The 17,336-nt window shown below is 74.6% G+C and carries 15 protein-coding genes; 5 read left to right on the top strand and 10 right to left on the bottom strand.

Going from position 1 to position 17,336, the window contains the following annotated elements; all coding sequences use genetic code 11:
• Nucleotides 1–44: 44 nt before the first annotated feature.
• From ABWI04_RS28705 to ABWI04_RS28695, 3 genes are all read right to left on the bottom strand, one after another.
• On the bottom strand, nt 45–1,241 hold the full coding sequence (locus tag ABWI04_RS28705) for a M50 family metallopeptidase (RefSeq protein WP_353834403.1): 1,197 nt from the start codon (nt 1,239–1,241) through the stop codon (nt 45–47).
• A gap of 40 nt (nt 1,242–1,281) precedes the next feature.
• A complete protein-coding gene (gene dxr / locus ABWI04_RS28700) occupies nt 1,282–2,499 on the bottom strand; it encodes a 1-deoxy-D-xylulose-5-phosphate reductoisomerase (RefSeq protein WP_353834411.1) in 1,218 nt (405 codons plus the stop codon).
• Between the two features lie 88 nt (nt 2,500–2,587).
• Complete coding sequence (locus ABWI04_RS28695; RefSeq protein WP_353834402.1) at nt 2,588–2,968, bottom strand: winged helix-turn-helix transcriptional regulator; 381 nt, start codon at nt 2,966–2,968, stop codon at nt 2,588–2,590.
• A gap of 124 nt (nt 2,969–3,092) precedes the next feature.
• Between ABWI04_RS28695 and ABWI04_RS28690 the strand changes: the two genes are divergently transcribed.
• Nucleotides 3,093–3,941 carry an NAD(P)H-binding protein gene (locus ABWI04_RS28690; RefSeq protein ID WP_353834401.1) on the top strand — a complete coding sequence of 283 codons (849 nt, stop codon included), beginning with the start codon at nt 3,093–3,095 and terminating at the stop codon, nt 3,939–3,941.
• 1 nt (nt 3,942) lies between these two features.
• On the opposite strand, the gene ABWI04_RS28685 is transcribed toward ABWI04_RS28690, so the two are convergent.
• From ABWI04_RS28685 to ABWI04_RS28660, 5 genes are all read right to left on the bottom strand, one after another.
• Nucleotides 3,943–4,890, bottom strand: coding sequence for a sensor histidine kinase (locus ABWI04_RS28685; protein WP_353834400.1), 948 nt, complete (start codon nt 4,888–4,890; stop codon nt 3,943–3,945).
• A gap of 742 nt (nt 4,891–5,632) precedes the next feature.
• On the bottom strand, nt 5,633–6,838 hold the full coding sequence (locus ABWI04_RS28675) for an ABC transporter substrate-binding protein (protein WP_353834398.1): 1,206 nt from the start codon (nt 6,836–6,838) through the stop codon (nt 5,633–5,635).
• Nucleotides 6,839–7,304: 466 nt separating this feature from the next.
• Nucleotides 7,305–7,670 carry a hypothetical protein gene (locus ABWI04_RS28670; RefSeq protein WP_345175090.1) on the bottom strand — a complete coding sequence of 122 codons (366 nt, stop codon included), beginning with the start codon at nt 7,668–7,670 and terminating at the stop codon, nt 7,305–7,307.
• Between the two features lie 224 nt (nt 7,671–7,894).
• On the bottom strand, nt 7,895–9,394 hold the full coding sequence (locus ABWI04_RS28665; protein WP_353834397.1) for a CoA-acylating methylmalonate-semialdehyde dehydrogenase: 1,500 nt from the start codon (nt 9,392–9,394) through the stop codon (nt 7,895–7,897).
• Nucleotides 9,391–10,734, bottom strand: a complete 1,344-nt coding sequence (locus ABWI04_RS28660; protein ID WP_353834396.1) for an aspartate aminotransferase family protein — start codon at nt 10,732–10,734, stop codon at nt 9,391–9,393. The genes ABWI04_RS28665 and ABWI04_RS28660 overlap by 4 nt, the downstream gene beginning before the upstream one ends.
• Before the next feature lie 146 nt (nt 10,735–10,880).
• Between ABWI04_RS28660 and ABWI04_RS28655 the strand changes: the two genes are divergently transcribed.
• Both ABWI04_RS28655 and ABWI04_RS28650 read left to right on the top strand, forming a co-directional pair.
• Entirely contained in the window at nt 10,881–12,503 is a 1,623-nt protein-coding gene (locus ABWI04_RS28655) for a PucR family transcriptional regulator (RefSeq protein ID WP_345175085.1), read from the top strand.
• A gap of 60 nt (nt 12,504–12,563) precedes the next feature.
• The gene (locus ABWI04_RS28650) at nt 12,564–13,358 is read left to right on the top strand and encodes an alpha/beta fold hydrolase (protein ID WP_353834395.1); all 795 of its coding nucleotides are present in this window, start codon (nt 12,564–12,566) and stop codon (nt 13,356–13,358) included.
• On the opposite strand, the gene ABWI04_RS28645 is transcribed toward ABWI04_RS28650, so the two are convergent.
• Nucleotides 13,333–14,349 (bottom strand): NAD(P)H-dependent amine dehydrogenase family protein, encoded by a 1,017-nt coding sequence (locus ABWI04_RS28645; protein WP_353834393.1) that lies wholly within the window; start codon nt 14,347–14,349, stop codon nt 13,333–13,335. The genes ABWI04_RS28650 and ABWI04_RS28645 overlap by 26 nt on opposite strands.
• Before the next feature lie 116 nt (nt 14,350–14,465).
• Here ABWI04_RS28645 and ABWI04_RS28640 point away from each other — a divergent pair, with 116 nt between their 5' ends.
• Nucleotides 14,466–15,596 (top strand): glutamate--cysteine ligase, encoded by a 1,131-nt coding sequence (locus ABWI04_RS28640; RefSeq protein WP_345175079.1) that lies wholly within the window; start codon nt 14,466–14,468, stop codon nt 15,594–15,596.
• 79 nt (nt 15,597–15,675) lie between these two features.
• On the opposite strand, the gene ABWI04_RS28635 is transcribed toward ABWI04_RS28640, so the two are convergent.
• A complete protein-coding gene (locus ABWI04_RS28635; protein ID WP_353834392.1) occupies nt 15,676–16,185 on the bottom strand; it encodes a helix-turn-helix transcriptional regulator in 510 nt (169 codons plus the stop codon).
• Between the two features lie 198 nt (nt 16,186–16,383).
• Between ABWI04_RS28635 and ABWI04_RS28630 the strand changes: the two genes are divergently transcribed.
• Nucleotides 16,384–17,336 (top strand): hypothetical protein (locus ABWI04_RS28630; protein WP_353834391.1); only part of this gene is annotated, 953 nt, incomplete at its 3' end.

Below are 17,336 nucleotides of genomic sequence, written 5' to 3'. Positions count from 1 at the left end.
GCCAGTGTGACCATTTGAGCACACTCGGTAAACGTTTCACGTCATTACGGCAGTCGAAGGGGGTTCAGCACGTCGGCGAGAATCAGCAGCACGCCGAATCCCACCAGCACCAGCACGGCCAGGTATGTCAAGGGCATGAGCCGCGTCATGTCCACGGTGCCCGGATCCGGCCGCCCCCTGATCCGGTTGACGCCGGCCCGCGCCCGCTCGTAGGCGACCACCGCCAGGTGACCGCCGTCCAGCGGGAGCAGGGGCAGCACGTTGAGCACGCCGAGGAAGATGTTCACCGAGACGACGAGCGACAGGTAGAGGGCGACCTTGTCGCGGGCGGAGCTCTGGGCGGAGAAGATCTGCCCGGACACCTCGGTCGCGCCGACCACGCTGCCGACCTGGCCGCCGGGCGTGCTCCCCCGCTCGGGCGAGAACAGCTTCGGGACGGCGGAGGGCAGGTCCGCCGCGGCCCGCCCGATCCCGGCCACGGTGCGGCCGATGCCCTCCCCGGCGAACACGGCCGCGTTGAGCGGCCCGGTCCGCTCGTACCCGGCGCCCACGACCTTCGCCGACATCCCGACGAACGGCCGCCCGTCCACGTCCGCGAGCGTGATCCGGAGCGTCACCGGCCTCGGCGCGCCCGGCCGCACGACCACGGCCGTCACGGTCCGGCCCGGCTCGGCGGCGTCGATCGCCCGGGTGAGCCCGGTCCAGTCGGAGATCGCAGTGCCGTCGAACGAGACGACGCGGTCGCCCGCGCGCAGCCCGGCCCGCACGGCGGGGGACGTCGGCCGGTTCGCGCCGCAGCCGCTGGACAGCGAGGCGGGCACGCACGTCGTGACCGCCTCGACCGTGCTGGTCACCGTGCCGGGCTCCCGCACGCCGATCGTCATGGCCATCGCCATGAGCAGCAGGAACGCGAACACGAGGTTGGCGACCACGCCGGCCGCGATGACGACCGCGCGCCTCCCCGCGGGCTGCCGGTAGAACGCGCGCGGGCGGTCCGCGGCGGGGATCTCCTCCAGCGGCGTGTAGCCGACGATCTTGACGAAGCCGCCCAGCGGGACCGCCTTCACGCCGTACTCCGTCTCGCCCCGGCGGGTGGACCACAGGGTCGGGCCGAACCCCACGAAGTACTGCGTGGCCTTCATCCCGAACCGCTTGGCGGTGAGCAGGTGCCCGCCCTCGTGGAGCATCACCGAGACCAGCAGCGCCACCACGAACGCCACCGCGCCGAGGAAGAAGGCCATCGGGTCCCCTCCGAGGTTCCTCCCGAGGCGGGCCCCCGGGTCAGACGGTCGCGGTCAGTTCCCTGGCCCTGGTCCGCGCCCAGGTGTCCGCCGCGAGGACGTCGTCGAGCGTCAGGCCTCCGGTGGTGCCCGAACCGTGCTCCTCCACTACCCGCGCGACGGTGTCGACTATCCCGAGGAACGGGAGCCGTTCCGCGCGGAAGGCCTCCACGCATTCCTCGTTGGCGGCGTTGTAGACGGCGGGGACCGTCCCGCCCAGCTCGCCGGCGCGGCGCGCCAGCGCGACGGCGGGGAAGGCCTCGTCGTCCAGGGGGAACAGCTCCCAGGTGTGCGCCCTGGTCCAGTCGACGCCGGGCGCGGCGTCCGGCACCCGGTCGGGCCAGTCGATGCCGAGCGCGATCGGCAGCCGCATGTCGGGCGGGCTCGCCTGCGCCAGCGTGGAGCCGTCGGTGAACTCGACCATCGAGTGGATGACCGACTGCGGGTGCACCATCACCTCGATGCGGTCCATCGGGACGTCGAAGAGCAGGTGCGCCTCGATGACCTCCAGGCCCTTGTTGACGAGGGTCGCGGAGTTGATCGTGATGACCGGGCCCATGTCCCAGGTGGGGTGGTTCATCGCCTGCTCCGGGGTGACGCCGGTCAGCTCGTCGCGGGCCCGCCCCCGGAAGGGGCCGCCGCTCGCGGTGAGCACCAGCCGCCGCACCTCCTCGGCCCGCCCGCCGCGCAGGCACTGGGCGAGCGCCGAGTGCTCGGAGTCGACGGGGACGATCTGCCCCGGCCGCGCCCGCTCCTTGACGAGGGGGCCGCCGACGATGAGCGACTCCTTGTTGGCGAGGGCGAGGGTGCGCCCCGCGTCCAGCGCGGCCAGCGTCGAGGCGAGGCCGAGGGCGCCGGTCACCCCGTTGAGCACCACGTCGCACGGCCAGGCGGCGACCTCGGCGACCGCGTCGGGACCCGCCACGATCTTGGGGATGGGGTAGTCGCCGGAGGCGTAGCCGCGCCGCTTGGCCTCGGCGTAGAAGGCGAGCTGGAGCTCCTGCGCGGCGGAGGCCCGGGCCACCGCGACGACCTCGGGCCGGAACTCCAGCGCCTGCTCGGCCAGCAGGTCCACCCGCCCGCCGCCGGCCGCCAGCCCCGTCACCCGGAACCGGCCGGGGTTGCGTCGGATCACGTCCAGGGCCTGGGTGCCGATGGAGCCGGTGGAGCCGAGGACGACCAGCTCGCGGGCGGCCGTGTCGGGGCTTGAAGGAGACATCACGCGTCCATTGTCGGGCATCGGCCGCCCCGGGATCGCGCGGACGCCGTTCGCCCCGCCGCCGCCCCGCCGCCGCGCCGGCCCCGTCTCAGCCCTCGCCGCCGTCGTAGGCGCTCCGCGCCCGCTCGACCTTCTCCAGGTTCTCGGCGGACCACTCCGCGAGCGCCGCGAACAGCGGCGCGAGGCTGCGGCCCAGCTCGCTGATCTCGTACTCGACGCGCGGCGGCACCTCGGGGTGGTAGGTGCGGACGACGAGCCCGTCGCGCTCCATCTGCCGCAGGCGCTGGGTCAGCACCTTCGGCGTGATCGTGGCGACGCGGCGCTGGAGCTCCACGAACCGCTGCCGCCCGTACTCGTGCAGCGTCCACAGGATCGGGGTGGTCCAGCGGCTGAACACGAGGTCGACCACCGGGGCGATCGGGCAGGCCAGCTCGGGGTCGAGCGCCTCCTCGGTCCTGGCGTCCACCATCACGGCCTCCCGGGGTAGTCACTTTCTTCTAGGTACCTACTATATCCAGGATGTTAGCTTTCCCCGTGTCGCACCGCGACGGCACCGCCCCGGCGGTGTCAACGCAGCTCAGAGGGAGAAAGCAATGATCGTTGTCATGGGCGCCACGGGGAACGTCGGGCGGCCGCTGGTGCGGGCGCTGGCCGAGGCGGGCGAGCGGGTGACTGCGGTGTCGCGCACCGACCCCGGCGACCTGCCCGCAGGCGTCGTCCACCGCGCGGCCGACCTCGCCGAGCCGGAGACCCTCCGGCCCGTCCTGGACGGGGCGGACGCGCTCTTCCTGCTCGTCGCCGGTCACCTGCTCGGCACGCCCGAGGACCTGGACCCGCGCGCCGTCCTGGACGTGGTGAAGTCCGCCGGCGTGGAGCGGGTCGTGCTGATGTCCTCGCAGGGCGCGGGCACGCGCCCGACGGCGCACAGCCACAGCCACCTCAAGGCGTTCGAGGACGCCGTCCGGGAGTCGGGGCTGGACTGGACCATCCTGCGGCCCGGCGGCTTCGCCAGCAACGCGTTCGCGTGGGCGGAGCCGGTCCGCGCCCACCGGGCGGCCGCCGCGCCGTTCGCCGACGTCGCGCTGCCGTTCGTCCACCCGTCCGACATCGCCGAGGTCGCGGCCGCGGCCCTGCGGGAGAGCGGGCACGAGGGCCGCGTCTACGAGCTCACCGGGCCCGCTCCGCTCACGCCGCGGGAAAGGGCGCGGACGATCGGCGACGTGCTCGGCGAGCCGGTGGCGTTCGCCGAGCAGACCCGGGAGGAGGCGCGGGCGCAGATGCTGGAGTTCATGCCCGCGCCGGTCGTCGACGGCACCCTCGACATCCTCGGCGAGCCGACCGAGGCCGAGCGCCGCGTCAGCCCCGACGTGGAGAAGGTGCTCGGCCGCCCGTCCCGCTCCTTCGCGCAGTGGGCCGGGGAGAACGTCCACGCGTTCCGCTGAGTCACCGGGACAGCGGGAGCCGGAGCACGAGGCGGGCGCCGTAGGCCCCGTCGGCGACCTCCAGGGTCCCGCCGTGGGAGAGGGCGATCTCCCGCGCGATCGGCAGGCCGAGCCCGCTGCCGCCCTTGTCGCGGCTGCGGGCCGGGTCCAGCCGGGCGAACCGCTCGAAGACGCGGTCCCGGTCGGCGAACGGGATTCCCGGGCCGTCGTCGTGCACCTCGACGACGGCCCCGTCGCCGTCCGCGCGGGCCTCGACCTCGATCTGCGCGGCGGCGTAGCGCTCGGCGTTGGCGAGCAGGTTGCGCACCGCGCGGCCGAGGCGCTGCCGGTCGCCGCCGACGACGAGGCCCGGCTCGACCTTCACCACCATCGCGACCGGCGGGCTGCGCAGCGCGGCCTCCGCCTCCACCAGCGCCCCGAGGTCGATGGGCTCCCGGGCGGGGATGTCGCCGGAGTCGAGGCGGGCGAGGACGAGGAGGTCCTCGACGATCCGGTGCAGCCGGTCGATGTCGGCCAGCGAGCGGCGCAGGGTGTCGACGGCGTCGCCCTCCTCGGGGGCGGCGAGGGCCAGCTCGATGCGGGTGCGCAGCCCGGTGATGGGCGTGCGCAGCTCGTGCGAGGCGTCGGCGACGAACGCGCGCCGCTGCAGGATCGCGGTCTCCAGCCGGTCGAGCAGCTCGTTCACGCGCTCGGCCAGCCGCTCCGCCTCATCGCCCGTGGCCGGGACGGCGACGCGGCCGCCCGCGTCGTCCTCGGTCAGCCTCTCCAGCTCCCGCCGGAGCCGTTCCACCGGCCGGAGCGACCCGCGCGAGGAGTGCGCCGCCCCCCACCTGGCCGCCGCGACGGCCACCGCCGCGAGCGCGGCCATGACGGCCGCGAGCACCCCGGGGCGGCCCACGCCGGCGAGCGCGTAGAGGACGGCGGCCGCCGCGCCCACCGCGGCCACCATCAGACAGCCGAATGCGGTGTCCGTCGCCGAAGTCACACGCGTCCGCGGGAGGCGGGGCATGTGCGGCCGGACTCGCCGATCCTCGACGTTCCTGGCCGACATGTCTCCTTTGTACGTACGGACCTGCCAAAAGAGAGCAAAGGGCCTGGTCGGTGACCGCATAACCTGCCGAAAAGCGGTCATTGCCTCGACGGCCCGCCGTGCCGGGCGCCGGACATAACCCGCGAGCCCTTGGGGCGCAGGGCGACACGGGAGGCTTTGCCGCCCTTTTCACCTTCCCTAGCAGCGACAACACACTTCCCCGCCTATAAAGGAGGACGTGAAGGCGACTCCCACCGGGGGGATGGAGACATGGGCCAGAGGGGCGAGCCGGTCGTCGACCCGCAGGGGTTGAGCACGGCCCAGCGCCTGGGCGACGCGTGCGTCGTCTGCCGCAAGAGGTGGCCCCGGCCGCGCGTCCGCGTCGGCCGCCTGCCGGACTCGTCCGGGGTGTTCGCGTGCGACGACTGCGCACCCGCCCCGCCGGTACCCCGCGCACGGCGGGGCCCCCGGGAGCCGCTCACGGGCGCCGGACGGACGGTGGGGGAGCCGCCGCCGGCGCGGACGGCGGCAGGCGCCGCCGTCATGGAGGTCTCTCCAGGGAGAGGGTGACCTGGGCGTTTCGGGGGGAAGCCCAGGACCACCCGTGAGACGCGCCCGGCTGGGGGCGGTCGGGCGCGTCGGAGAGACTCTCGCGCGGACCTCAGGCCTTGGTGGCCTGGATCCAGGTCCGCGTCCACTCGGCGTAGTCGGTGCAGTCCTTCTCGCCCGAGTCGCCGCCGCACGCCTTCGACGGCGCGTGCGCGAACACGATCTTGTTGAGGTAGCCGCGGTCGCCCACGTGGTAGGCGGCGCAGAAGCCGGACTTGAGGCGGTCGCCCGAGCACGCCTGCGGGTTGGCGGGCGCGACCCCCGTCCACTCGGCGACCTGCTGCTGGACGTCCGGCGAGGCCGTCCACTGGAGCCACTGGTACATGCAGTTCGGGTGCTGGACGCGGGCGCCGATCATCCACGCGTCCATCCATCCGGTCGCGCCCTCGGACGGGATGACGCTCTGGACGGGCCGCGACGCGCGGTTCAGCACGTCAGCGTGGTAGGGCCAGGCCTGGCCGAGCACGGCCCGGCCGCCGGCGAACGCGCTGACCGCGTCGGCCGGAAGGTCCCAGTACTCCCCCACGTACCTGCGCTGCTGGGCCAGGACCCGCCCGGCCGCGGAGAGCTGCGCCGGCGTCAGCGAGTAGGGGTCGCGGATCTTGAGCTTGCGCTGCCGGCCCTTGAGGTAGAGCGCGGCCTCGGCGATCGCGAGCGGGCTGTCCCGCATGACGATCTTCCCGGAGTGGCGGCGGGCCTGGCCGGGGTCGAACAGCGCGGCCCAGCTCGTCGGCGCCTGGACGGCGCGAGTGTCGTACATCAGCAGGTTGGAGCCCCACACGTACGGCAGGCCGTAGTGCTTGCCGTCGCGTTCCAGGAGCTTGCGCAGCCTCGGTTCGAGCTTCTTGTACCCGTCCACGAGGTCGGGGTTGATCGGGACGGCCTGGTTCTCCTCGACCAGCCGCCCGGCGACCTCCGGCGGCGCGGCGACGCCGTCGTAGCGGCGGCCCCGGTCGCGCATGAGGTCGGCCATCTCCTCGGGCGTCTTGACGACCTTCAGGCCGATCTTGCAGCCGGTGCGCTCCTGGAAGGGCGTGACCCAGTCCACGCGCGGGTCGGTTCCGCCGCTCTCCACCGAGCCGGGCAGCGTGAGGAGGTTCAGCGCCCCCTCGCCGGGGCCGAGGGTGCTCACCACCTTGGCGACGCCCACCGGCTTGTCGTCCCCGCCGCTGCACGCGCCGAGCCCCGCGGCGCCGAGTGCCGCGGCCGCCGCCAGGGCCGTCGCCGCCTTGACCCGTGCCGTGGCCCTGCGCCGCATGTCGCTCCCGATCCGTGCCAGGGCCCTCCCCCTCGCGAACGGGCCCGTCGGCGCAGCGTAGCGTCTCCGCGGCGGGCGGACGCACGGACCCCGCTCGCGAACGGCGGTGCCGGAGGACTCCCGCCGCCATTGCGCGGGTCGCGGCGGACGCCGACGATGCGATCGCCGGTCTCGCGGAACTTCTCATCCGTCCCGTGAGGACTTCGGCCGGAATTACCGAAGATCGCGACTCGCCTGTTTCCCGGCGGGCTTTCCCGCGGGTGACAACGGCATGACCATTACCGCACCCTCGGATGCGGATTCGGGCCGGACCGCTGGAAGGGGAGGCCGCCGGGCCCCGGAGGGACGGTGGGTGCTGGCGTCCGCGCCATACACGGAGGTTGCTGGAGAGGATATGGCGCGGGCCCGCGTCCTGTCCGGGGCCGCGGCGGCACCGGTGGGCGTGGTGGGGGTGGGGAACGGCGGATCACCCTGCGGTGCCGCCCGGCCACGCGATCACCGGTACCCGGCCGGACGGCGGCGGTGTGACGCCCTCGAGACGGAGGAGGTTCGAGGGACGCCGCACGTCCTGCCGGGGGTCGAGGGACGGCCGGACCAGGCCGCCCGGGGGCGCCGGCCCGCCGGCCGGGCGCCGCGCCGGCACGGCGCCGGCGACCACCTCGATCCGCGCGATGAGCCGCTGCGGAGTGTCGGCCTCGAGGAAGTCCCCCACGTCGCGGTCCCTGGGCGGCAGCGCCCACCAATGACCGGTGAACAGGCCGAACCAAATGGTCCAGCCCGGGAATCGCCTTCCGAGCGCGTCCACTTCGGCGGCGTGGTCGCCTGCGGTCATAGCGCGGCTCTCCTGCACATCCGGCTCCACCGGCCCGCGGCCGACGACCACGGGTTTCTTACTGCCGACCCTGACTTTTGAATTCGCTTCAATTAAGGGAGACAGTCAGATTGTGTCGCCGGACACAGACCCAGTCAATGGGGTGGAGCCATTATTCACCCGGCCGCGCAGGACGGAAATTGACAACGGAAAAACGTGCTCGGTAGGTAATTCCCGCGGAGCCCTCAGCCGCTGGTGGGGAAGCCGAGGTTCACCCCGCCGTGGGACGGGTCGAGCCAGCGCGCCGTCACGGCCTTCGTCCGGGTGTAGAAGTGGACGCCCTCCATGCCGTGGGCGTGGCTGTCGCCGAACAGCGAGTCCTTCCAGCCGCCGAACGAGTAGTAGGCCATCGGCACCGGGATCGGCACGTTCACCCCGACCATGCCGACCTCCACCTCGTTCTGGAAGCGGCGCGCGGCCCCGCCGTCGTTGGTGAAGATCGCGGTCCCGTTGCCGTACGGGTTGGCGGCGATCAGTTCCATGGCCGCGTCGTAGGACCCGGCCCGCACGACCGACAGCACCGGGCCGAAGATCTCGTCCTGGTAGGCGTCCATGTCCGGGGTGACGTGGTCGAGGACGGCCGGCCCGAGCCAGAAGCCGTCGCCGGCGCCGCCCAGGACGTCCGGGTCGCGCCCGTCAACGGCGAGCGTGGCGCCCTGCGCGACGGCGCCGTCCAGATAGGACGCCACCCTGTCCCGGTGCGCCCTCGTGACGAGCGGCCCCATCTGCGCCTCGGGGTGGTCGCCCGGCCCCACCCGCAGCCCGGCGACCCGCTCCTTGATCTTGGCCGTCAGCTCGTCCCCGACCGGGTCCACGGCGACGACGACGGAGATCGCCATGCACCGCTCCCCCGCCGACCCGAATCCGGCGGACACCGCGGCGTCCGCCGCGAGGTCGAGGTCGGCGTCCGGCAGCACGAGCATGTGGTTCTTGGCCCCGCCGAGCGCCTGCACCCGCTTGCCGTTCGCGGCCGCCGTCCCGTAGATGTGGCGCGCGACCGGGGTGGAGCCGACGAAGCTGACCGCCCTGACGTCGGGATGGCGCAGCAGGCCGTCCACCGCCGCCCTGTCCCCGTGCAGGACGTTGAAGACGCCGTCCGGCAGCCCCGCCTCGGCCCACAGCTCGGCGAGCCGGACCGACGCCGACGGGTCCTTCTCGGACGGCTTGAGCACGAACGTGTTCCCGCACGCGATCGCGACGGGGAACATCCACATCGGCACCATCGCCGGGAAGTTGAACGGGGTGATCCCGGCGGCCACGCCGACCGGCTGGAGGATCGAGTAGGCGTCCACCCGCGAGGAGACGTTCTCGGAGAACCCGCCCTTGAGCAGGTGCGGGATGCCGCAGGCGAACTCGGCGACCTCCAGCCCCCGGGCGACCTCGCCGGCCGCGTCGGCGACCACCTTGCCGTGCTCGGACGAGATGAGCCGGGCGAGCTCCCCGCGGTGCGCGTCCACCAGCTCGCGGAAGCGGAACAGCACCTTCGTGCGCTGCGAGAGGGAGGCGTCCCGCCAGCCGGGGAACGCCGCCTTCGCGGCGGCGACCGCGGCGTCGACCTCCGTGTCCCCGGCGAGGTCGACGGTCCCGGCCACGCGCCCGGACGCGGGCTCGAAGATCTCGCCGCGCCGGGCGCTCTCCCCGCCGAACGGCTTCCCGCCGATCCAGTGCGTCACGTGCCTGGTCATGCGTCCTCCCGGCGAGCGGCCGACTCCGGCCCGCCGGCGACGGCGATCCCGTTGACGGCTTCCAGCGATGCGATCAGGATGCCGAGGCCCTCCGCGGCCTCGTCGTCGGTGAGGGTCAGCGGCGGCGCCATGCGCACCACGTTGCCGTACAGGCCGCCCTTGCCGACCAGCAGCCCCCGCTCGCGGGCGGCCTCCATCAGCGCGGCGGCGAGCGGCGGGCTCGGCTCGCCCGTCCGCGGGTCGGCCAGCTCGACCGCGAACATCAGGCCCTTGCCCCGCACGTCCGCGACGATCGGGAACCGGCCGGCCGCCGCCGACAGCCCCCCGATGATCGTCGCGCCCTGCCGGGCGGCGTTGGACCGCAGGTCGTGGTCGAGGACGTAGTCGAGCGTGGCGTTGGCCGCGGCCATCGACACCGGGTTGCCGCCGAAGGTGGAGATGCCGACCGCGTGGAGGCCGTCCATGAGGTCGCCGCGCGCGACGACGCCGCCGACCGCGAAGCCGTTGCCGAGCCCCTTGGCGAAAGTGATCACGTCCGGGGTGACGCCGTGGTCGTCGATCCCCCAGAAGCCCTGGCCCGTCCGCCCCCAGCCGGTCTGCACCTCGTCGGAGATGAACAGGATGCCGAACTCGTCGAGGACGCGCTTGTAGGCGGCGAACAGGCCGTCCGGCGGCATCGTGAAGCCGCCGACGCCCTGGATCGGCTCGGCGATGAGCGCGGCGACGTCGCCGCCGGTGGCGGTGGCCAGCACGTGCCGCAGGTCCTGCGTGCAGGCGTCGATGTACTGCTCGTCCGACATCCCGGCGAACTGCGGGAGCCGGCGGTCGGCGCCGTGCAGGAAGTGGACGTCCAGAGGGGAGTACGACAGGTTCGTCCAGCCGCGGTTCCCGGTGACGCCCGTCGCGGCGAACGACCGGCCGTGGTAGCTCTGCCGCATCGCGAGGACCTGGTCGCTGCGCCGCGCGTACGCGGCCAGCAGCAGCGCGGTCTCGTTGGCCTCCGTCCCGGAGTTGGTGAAGAACACCTTGGCGTCCGGGATGCCCGACAGCCGGGCGATCTTCTCGGCCAGCTCCACCTGCCCGCGCAGCAGGTACGCCGTGGAGGTGTGCACGACGCCGGTGGCGATCTGCCGCTCCACCGCGTCCCGGACCTCGGGCACGTCGTACCCGAGCATGTTCGTCAGGATGCCGATGAAGAAGTCGAGGTAGGAGTTCCCCTCGGCGTCGGTCACGCGGTTGCCCTTGCCGCCGACGATCTCGATGGGGTCCCGGTAGTTGAGCGCCATCCAGGACGGCATGACCGCCCGGTGGCGCCTGAGCAGGTTCGCGTGTTCCGACATGCCCCAAGTCTCGTTTCCGGCGGGCGGCCGCGGCCACCCGCAGAGTGTCAGGACCGGGCGCCTCCGCTTAACGGTCTGCTGGCGGCCGACCATCGGTAACGGCCGGATCATCGCCGCTGACACCCTGTACGGATATCCTCGCCGTGATGCTGCCCACTGTCGACGACGTCCTCCAGCTCGACGCGGTACGCCGCGGCCAGCCGCACGTCGTCGCGGGCGCCGACCGCACCGGCAACCGGGTCCGCTGGGTGCACGTCGCCGAGGTCACCGACATCGCGCATCTGCTGCACGGCGGCGAGCTCGTCCTCACCACCGGGATCGCGCTGCCCGACGAGCCCGAGCGGCTCCGCGCCTACATCGCCGACCTCGCCGACGTCGGTGTCAGCGGCCTGATGATCGAGCTCGGCCGGCGCTACGCCAGCGTGCTGCCGCCCCCGCTGATCGCCGCGGCCGAGGAGTTCGGCCTGCCGGTGATCGTGCTGGCGCACGAGCCCGCGTTCGTCGACATCACCGAGTCGGTGCACGCCCGGATCGTCCAGGAGCAGTTCGCCGAGCTGCGCGCCTCCGAGCAGCTGCACGAGATCTTCACCCAGCTGTCGGTCGAGGGCGCCTCCACCGACGAGGTCGTCCGGCAGGTGGCGGCGCTCGGCGGGCACCCGGTGGTGCTGGAGAACCTCGCCCACCAGGTCCTCGCCGCGGACGCCGGCGGCGCCGACCCGGCCGAGCTGCTGTCGGCGTGGGAGACCCGCTCGCGGGCCGTCCGCCCCGGCCGCCGCACCGGCTACGACGAGGCGTCCGGCTGGCTGGTCACGATGGTCGGCGCGCGGGGGGAGGACTGGGGCCGGCTGATCGTCGACCTCGGCGCGCCGCCGTCCCCGCGCGAGACCGTGCTGATCGAGCGGGCCGCCACCACCCTCGCCCTCGGCCGGCTCCTCGACCGGCACGCCGAGAGCGTCGAGCGGCAGGCGCACGGGACGATCATCGCCCGCATCCTCGCGCACGCCTACTCCGACCCGCAGGAGGCGGCGGCCCGCGCCCGCGCCCTCGGCGTCCCGCTGTCCGGCCGCCGGCTGCTCGGCGCCGTGCTCCGCCACCGCGGCCCCGCGCTGTCCCGGTCCGCCCCGCCCGTCGGGGAGCTGTCGCAGCTCGCCGAGACGGCCGCGGCGGCCTGCAAGGACGCGCGCCTCGCCGCGCTCGTCGGCGTCCTGGACGAGGGCGGCCCGCACGCCCGCGTCGGCGTCCTGGCCTCCCTGCCCGCCCGCGCCGACGTGGAGACCGCGCTCACCGAGGTCGCCACCCGGATCCGCAAGCAGTCCGGCGACACCGTGATGGCCGCCGGGTCGGTGGTGGAGACGATCCGCGACGTCCGCCGCTCCTTCCTGGAGGCCGAGCAGGTCGCCGACGTCGCCGCGCGCGGCTCCGGGGCCCGCCTCTACTACCGCCTGCCCGACCTGCGCCTGCGCGGGCTGCTGCACCTCCTCCGCGACGACGCCCGCGTCCAGACCTTCGTCGAGCGCGAGCTCGGCCCGCTCCTGGAGTACGACGCCCAGCGCGGCAGCGACCTCACGCGCATCCTGGAGCTGTACCTCGAATCCGGCCGGAACAAGGCCGTCGCCGCCCAGCAGGCGCACCTCTCCCGCCCCGCCTTCTACGAGCGCCTCCGCCGCATCGAACGGGTCCTGGACGCCGATCTCGACGACGTGGAGTCGTGCGTGTCCTTCCATGTGGCGCTCCTGGCCCTGTCGTCCGTCCGCTGGGAACGTTCCTGACCGGGCCGGTGACCGGTGAAGGCCGTTCGCGGCCGGCTCCCCGCGCATACGCTTTAGCGCATGGCGGACGCGGTACTGCACGTTCATCGGTACGGGGACCCGGGCGGAGCACCGGTGGTCATGCTCCACGGGGTCTGCGGTCACGGGGCGCGCTGGCGGCGGACCGCCGAGCGGTACCTGCCGGACCGCTCCGTCCTCGCGCCCGACCTGCGCGGCCACGGGCGCTCGACGCACGAGCCGCCGTGGACGGTCGAGCGGCACGTGGCCGACGTCCTCGCGATGATGGACGCCGAGGGCGTCGAGCGGGCCGACCTCGTCGGGCATTCCTACGGCGGGATGATCGCGCTGCACCTCGCGCGGACCGCGCCGCGGCGGGTGCGGCGGCTCCTCCTGCTGGACCCGGCCATCGGGCTCGTCCCGGCGGCCGCGGGCCGGGAGGCGCGCGGGCAGCTGTCCCCGGCGTCCTTCGGCGACGTCGCCGAGGCGCGGGCCGACCGGGCGGCGCGCTGGCCGGCGGCTCCGCCGGACGCCGTGGACGAGGAGGTCGCCGAGCACCTGGAGCACGGCCCGGACGGACGGCTGCGGTGGCGGTTCGAGCCGGCGGCCGCGGTGACCGCGTACTCGGAGATGGCCCGCCCCCACCTCGCGCCGCCCGCCGACGTGCCCACGCACCTGGTCATCGCGACGGCGGCCGACTTCGTCCGCCCCGAGTTCGTGGTGGACCTGCGCGCCGCGCTCGGCCCCGGCCTCGTGATCAGCGAGGTCGACGCCGGCCACATGCTCTACGTCGACCGGCCGGAGGAGACCGGGACGCTGGTCGCCGCATGGCTCAGCGCAGGCGGCGCCGACCGGTGAACGGCGGCAGGGTCAGCGGGGTGTGCAGGCCCGGCGGGGCCTCGGCCACAGCGGGGACGGCGCTGACCATGCGCAGCGCGGTCGAGGCGGCGGGATCGTCGGCGGCGGGCCCCGCGAGGTCCATCCGCCAGGGCGGCTCGCCGTCGATCTCGACGCGGTGGCCGCCGGTCGCGCCCGGCGGCGGGGCCGGCCAGTGGGGGGCGATGTCGGCGCGCACCCGGGCGACCTGCTCGACGGTGATCACGGGACGGCCGCGCAGCAGCCCCGACACCTGGAACCGCAGGCCGGCGAGGGCCCCCTTGGCGACGCGGCCGACGTCCTCGGGCGCCGGGCACAGTTCGTAGGTCTCGGTCACCTCGTCCAGCGGAACGGCCAGGTGCTCGGCGAGGAGGCGCACGACCGGGCCCCACGCCCGCCTCGGCCCGCCCGGCCGGACGATCGGCGGACGGTGCCCGAGGGGGCCGCCGAAGCCGAGCCGGGCGCCGGCCTCGGGGTCGTCCCGGCAGGTGAAGCGGGTGACCTTGACGGAGTGCACGCGCAGGCAGCCGCCGCTCAGCAGCAGCGGGAGGACGTCGTTCACCGGGCTGGGTCCGAGGGTGAGGCAGGCGGCGCCGCCGGTCGCGCACGCGGAACGGAGCCGGCGCACGAGGGCGCGGTCGGCGGACGGCGGATGGACGAGTGAGGGCAGCATGTCCGAGACCACGCCGGTGCCCGATTCCAGGATGCGGCACAGCTCCCCTGCCGCGTCCCGGGCGCGGGAGGCCGTGTGGCAGACGACATGGGGCCGCCGGGCCAGGAGCGGCGCCGGGTCCTCGGTGGCCCGGATCCCGGCCGGGCGGCCGCTTCCGGCCAGCTCGGCTGCGTCGACGCCGGCGTGCCGGGGGTCGACGGCGACGATCCCGGCGAGTTCGAGGTCCGGGTGCCCGAGCAGCGCCCTGAGCGACGATCTGCCGACGGGTCCGGTGCCCCACTGGCCGACGAGATAGGACATACCACCTCCTTTTGACCAAGCGCTCGGTCGACGCCGGCGCATTCTAGGCAGGCCCGCGCCGCCAGAACGCTCCCCTCGCGGGACGTACATCCGTGCTGGCAGGGAAGGAATGTCTGGTGACACTTCGCGCGGCGGGGCGCACGTTCGGCGTGGAGGAGGAGCTGCTCCTGGTCGACCCGGAGACGGGCGCGCCCCAGGCCCTGTCCGGCTCCGTGATCCACTACGCCCGGCGCCACGACGAACTGTTCCTGACCGGCGGGCGGCGCTCCAAGGCGCTGGAGACCGAGCTCCAGCGCGAGCAGCTGGAGACGGCCACCCCGGTCTGCGGCTCGCTCGACGAGCTGTCCGACCACGTCCGGTCGGCTCGGATCGCGGCGGGCCAGTCCGCGGCCGGGGTGGGCGCCGCCGTCGCCGCGCTGGCGACGTCGCCGGTCAGCGTCCGCCCCTCGCTCACCCCGTCGCACCGCTACCTGCGGATGGCCGACGCCTTCGGCCCCACCGCCGACGAGCAGCTCACCTGCGGCTGCCACGTGCACGTCGGCATCGAGTCCCCCGAGGAGGGCGCCGCCGTCCTCGACCGGATCCGGCCGTGGCTGCCGCCGCTGCTCGCGCTCAGCGCGAACTCCCCGTTCTGGCAGGGCGCCGACACGGGCTCCGACAGCTGGCGGCACCAGGTCTGGGGCCGCTGGCCCTCCAGCGGCCCGACCGAGCTGTTCGGCTCGGCGAGCGCGTACCGGACGGCGGTGGACGCGCTGCTCGCGACCGGGGTCCTGGTGGACGAGGGCATGATCTATTTCGACGCCCGGTTGTCGCGGCACTACCCGACGGTCGAGATCCGCGTCGCGGACGTGTGCCTGGACGCCGACGACGCCGTTCTGCAGGGTGCGCTGGTGCGGGCGCTGGTCGACACCGCCGCGGACGCGTGGCGGCGGAGCGAGCCGCCCGACCCGGTGCGCACGGACCTGGTGCGCCTGGCCATGTGGCGGGCCGGGCGCTCCGGCCTGCGCGGCGAGCTCGTGCACCCGCGCACCCACACGGCCGCCCCCGCCCGCGAGGTGGTGGCCGCGCTCGTCGAGCACCTGGCCCCCGCGCTCGACCGCGCGGGCGATCTCGACACCGTCGCCAAGCTCCTCGGCGGCGTGCTGGAACGCGGGAACGGAGCCCGGTTCCAGCGCGCCGCCTACTCCCGTGCCGGCGATCTGAGGACCGTGGTCACCGCCGCCGTCCAGCGGACGATGGCGGTCTGACCGGCCGGCGCGGCCCGGTTCGGAAACGGCCCCCAGCGGTCCGCGGGGACCGCTGGGGCGCGGCCCCCGCGGCGGGCGGTCAGCCCGCCTGGCGCCGCTGGAAGGGGAGGTAGCGGTCGGCGCGCCGGTGCCGGGCGAGCAGGCCGGTGGACTCGACCGCGAGGATGCGGTCGAAGCGGAAGGCGCGCACGCCGCGGCGCATGCGGCACCAGCCGACGAGGTACCAGTGGTCGCGGTGCACCAGGCAGGTGACCGGCTCGACCTCGCGGATCGTGACGTTGGCGCCGGCGTCGCCGTAGCAGAGCCGGACGACGCGGTGCTCGGTGATGGCGGCGGCGACCACGCGGGCGCGGTCGGAGGTGGAGGCGTCCAGGGGCGTGGTGAGGGTGGCGAGCGTGGTGGTGACCACGTCGTCGTGCGGAGCGGCGTCGAGGAGGATGTGCAGGGCGCGGCGCGCGGTGGTGGCCTGCGGGCCGGTGCCGAGGTGCGCGAGCGAGAGCGCGAGGGCGGCGATCTCCGCCGCCGTGAGCGCGGCCGGCGCGGTGGGCGCGGTGGGCGCGGTCTGGGGGTGCGTCGCAACGTTCGCCATGGTTCGATCATACGTTCGAACACTGACATTTTGCAGGCCCGCGCGGGGAGTCGCCGCCTTCGCGGTGCGGCCGGGGTCCGTCGGGCGCGGTGATCGGCCCCGCGCTTGAGAAGGCGGCCTCGCATGGTGAAAACTGGCCCCGGAAACGTGCCTATTCGGGGGAATCAGGGGCGAACATGGGCCAGACGTGGATCAGCGTTGAGTGAGCCGCGCCTGGACCGGCCTCCGATGAGCCGGGACGAGGCGGACCGGGCGCTCGCGCGCCTCCGGGAGGAGAGGGAGCGGATCGGCGCGGCCCTGCTGGACCTGGAGGCCCACCAGGGGTACCAGTTGCTCGAAGGCGCGGCACTGCGGGGCGCGACGCTGCGCGTGCAGTCCGACGTGCGGTCGCGGACGGCGTCCCTGTGGCTGCTGTTCGACCTGCACGGGCGCGTCCTGTCCGCCGCCGAGGAGCTGCGGGCCCGCCACGGCAGGCCCGGTCAGGCGCAGCTCGCCGAGCTCACCCGCCTCCTGGAGGGGCCGTCGGTGGAGCTGCCCGCGGCGGAGGTGCCGCTGGAGCGGCGGACGCTGCTGGCCGTCCCGTCCGGCGAAAGGCTGACGCCGCGCGCGGCGGTCGACCGGATGACGCCGCTCTACGAGGAGGTCGCGCGGGCGGTCGCCGCGCTCGACACGGTCTGGTCGACGCTGCTGTCGCGGCTGGCCGAGGTCGAGGCCGAGCGGCGGGCGGCCGAGGAGCTGCTGGAGTCGGCCGGCGGCGCGGACCCCGCCTTCGAGCGGCTGCGCGACGAGCTGGAGACCGTCGCCGCGACCGTGCGCGCCGACCCGCTCGCGCTGGCGCGGGACGGCCACGCCGACACCGCGCGGCTGGACGCGATCCGCTCCGGCCTCGCCGAGGTGCGCCGCGGCCTGGAGGAGACGGAGCGGCTGCGCGAGGGGTTCGCCGCCCGGATCCGCGGCGTCGCCGCCGTCCTGGACCTGGTGCGCGAGGCCGAGGCCGAGGCGCGCTCCGCCCGCGACGAGGTCCTCGCCAAGATCACCGCGCCCGCGCTGCCGGACCCGCCCGACTCCTCCGCCGCCCTCGCCGACCGCCTCTCCGCCGTCACCCGGCCCCGTCCGGGCGCGGCTGCGCGGGGCGGCGGCTGGCGCGAGAC

Origin of the sequence: Actinomadura sp. NPDC000929 (assembly GCF_040492065.1) — a bacterium.
Classification (GTDB): domain Bacteria; phylum Actinomycetota; class Actinomycetes; order Streptosporangiales; family Streptosporangiaceae; genus Spirillospora; species Spirillospora verrucosospora.
The sequence above is the reverse complement of the archived record's forward strand: the minus strand, read 5'-3'. Positions and strand labels throughout refer to the sequence as shown.

What these genes read in the sequence shown, in the direction of transcription:
- ABWI04_RS28705 (WP_353834403.1), bottom strand. Translation starts at nt 1,241, where the DNA reads ATGGCCTTCTTCCTCGGCGCGGTGGCGTTCGTGGTGGCGCTGCTGGTC.
- dxr (WP_353834411.1), bottom strand. Translation starts at nt 2,499, where the DNA reads ATGTCTCCTTCAAGCCCCGACACGGCCGCCCGCGAGCTGGTCGTCCTC.
- ABWI04_RS28695 (WP_353834402.1), bottom strand. Translation starts at nt 2,968, where the DNA reads ATGGTGGACGCCAGGACCGAGGAGGCGCTCGACCCCGAGCTGGCCTGC.
- ABWI04_RS28690 (WP_353834401.1), top strand. Translation starts at nt 3,093, where the DNA reads ATGATCGTTGTCATGGGCGCCACGGGGAACGTCGGGCGGCCGCTGGTG.
- ABWI04_RS28685 (WP_353834400.1), bottom strand. Translation starts at nt 4,890, where the DNA reads ATGGTGGCCGCGGTGGGCGCGGCGGCCGCCGTCCTCTACGCGCTCGCC.
- ABWI04_RS28675 (WP_353834398.1), bottom strand. Translation starts at nt 6,838, where the DNA reads ATGCGGCGCAGGGCCACGGCACGGGTCAAGGCGGCGACGGCCCTGGCG.
- ABWI04_RS28670 (WP_345175090.1), bottom strand. Translation starts at nt 7,670, where the DNA reads ATGACCGCAGGCGACCACGCCGCCGAAGTGGACGCGCTCGGAAGGCGA.
- ABWI04_RS28665 (WP_353834397.1), bottom strand. Translation starts at nt 9,394, where the DNA reads ATGACCAGGCACGTGACGCACTGGATCGGCGGGAAGCCGTTCGGCGGG.
- ABWI04_RS28660 (WP_353834396.1), bottom strand. Translation starts at nt 10,734, where the DNA reads ATGTCGGAACACGCGAACCTGCTCAGGCGCCACCGGGCGGTCATGCCG.
- ABWI04_RS28655 (WP_345175085.1), top strand. Translation starts at nt 10,881, where the DNA reads ATGCTGCCCACTGTCGACGACGTCCTCCAGCTCGACGCGGTACGCCGC.
- ABWI04_RS28650 (WP_353834395.1), top strand. Translation starts at nt 12,564, where the DNA reads ATGGCGGACGCGGTACTGCACGTTCATCGGTACGGGGACCCGGGCGGA.
- ABWI04_RS28645 (WP_353834393.1), bottom strand. Translation starts at nt 14,349, where the DNA reads ATGTCCTATCTCGTCGGCCAGTGGGGCACCGGACCCGTCGGCAGATCG.
- ABWI04_RS28635 (WP_353834392.1), bottom strand. Translation starts at nt 16,185, where the DNA reads ATGGCGAACGTTGCGACGCACCCCCAGACCGCGCCCACCGCGCCCACC.